Origin of the sequence: Lysinibacillus sp. NPDC096212, assembly GCF_044763105.1 — a bacterium.
Classification (GTDB): Bacteria; Bacillota; Bacilli; order Bacillales_A; family Planococcaceae; genus Lysinibacillus.
In genome coordinates this window covers 131,735-133,141 of record NZ_JBIWFQ010000012.1, presented here as the reverse complement: position 1 = coordinate 133,141, position 1,407 = coordinate 131,735, and the positions used below count along the sequence as shown (strand labels likewise).

2 protein-coding genes are annotated in these 1,407 nt (G+C 43.1%); both read left to right on the top strand.

The genetic code is table 11. From position 1 onward, the window contains the following. Positions 1–440 precede the first annotated feature (440 nt). The gene (gene clpP, locus ACIQ7T_RS13815; protein WP_132361998.1) at positions 441–1,022 is read left to right on the top strand and encodes an ATP-dependent Clp endopeptidase proteolytic subunit ClpP; all 582 of its coding nucleotides are present in this window, start codon (positions 441–443) and stop codon (positions 1,020–1,022) included. A gap of 59 nt (positions 1,023–1,081) precedes the next feature. Continuing rightward, positions 1,082–1,407 (top strand): hypothetical protein (locus ACIQ7T_RS13810; protein WP_402871005.1); only part of this gene is annotated, 326 nt, incomplete at its 3' end.

Here is a 1,407-nt window from a genome sequence, read left to right as displayed (position 1 = left end):
GGATGCGGAGCGGATGCGGAGCGGATGCGGAGCGGATGCGGAGCGGATGCGGAGCGGATGCGGAGCGGATGCGGAGCGGATGCGGAGCGGATGCGGAGCGGATGCGGTAAATGTTTTTGTAGTTAAAGCAATGCGGAGGCATCAAATGTTTTCTGAGCGAACGCGAAGTTGCGGCATCTAATGGTTTCTGGGCGAACACGAAGTTGCAGCGTCTAATGTTTTCTGGACGAAAGCAAAACGGCGGCATCTAATGGTTTATTGGCGAATGCGAAGTTGCGGCTATAATTACGCCAAAGCAAAATTGATTTAATTTATTTTACTTTAACAGGGTTAATATTTGACCTTCCCTGACTATAATGTGTATGATAAGGATACAGCTGAATTACCAAGGAAGTTTTCAGCAAAAGTATTCGAATTTAGTTTTTTAAGGAGGATTTAACATGAATTTAATTCCTACAGTTATTGAACAAACAAGTCGTGGTGAACGTGCGTATGACATCTATTCACGACTACTAAAAGACCGTATTATCCTATTAGGAAGTGCAATTGACGACAACGTTGCTAACTCAATTGTTGCTCAACTTCTATTCCTACAAGCAGAAGATCCAGACAAAGATATCTTTCTTTACATTAACTCACCGGGTGGATCTATCACTGCTGGTATGGCAATTTATGACACAATGCAAATTATCAAGCCACAAGTACAAACAATTTGTATCGGAATGGCTGCATCTATGGGTGCTTTCCTACTTGCTGCTGGTGAACCTGGTAAACGTTTCGCATTACCGAATGCTGAAGTAATGATTCACCAACCTCTTGGCGGTGCACAAGGTCAGGCAACTGAAATCGAAATCGCTGCAAAACGTATTTTATTCTTACGTGAAAAATTAAATGGAATTTTATCGGAACGTACTGGTCAACCACTTGAAGTCATTGCAAGAGATACAGATCGCGATAACTTCATGACAGCTGAGCGTGCAAAAGAATACGGCCTAATCGACCAAATTATGGAACGTAAATAAAAATGCTAAAGGCATCCCAGATTATTTCTGAGATGTCTTTTTTTGTTTTTCGACATTAAATGTATGTATGGTTTGATGAGGCTATCCTTCACTTTGATTGGGCTATCCGCGATTTGATGGTTTTATCCACGACTTTGGCTACTCTATCCATCATTTTGATGGTTCTATCCACGATTTTGGCTCTTCTTTCCGTCGCTCTGACTTTTCCTTCCGTCGCTTCGGCCTTTCTTTCCGTCGCTTCGACTATTCTTTCCGTCGTAGCCTTTTCTTCCGTCGTTCTGACTTTTCCTTCCGTCACTTCGGCCTTTCTTTCCGTCGCTTTGACTCTTCTTTCCGTCTCAGCCTTTTACTTCCGTCGCTCTGACTTTTCCTTCCGTCGCTTCGG

Coding starts and splice junctions, on each gene's coding strand:
- clpP (WP_132361998.1), top strand. CDS start 441: ATGAATTTAATTCCTACAGTTATTGAACAAACAAGTCGTGGTGAACGT.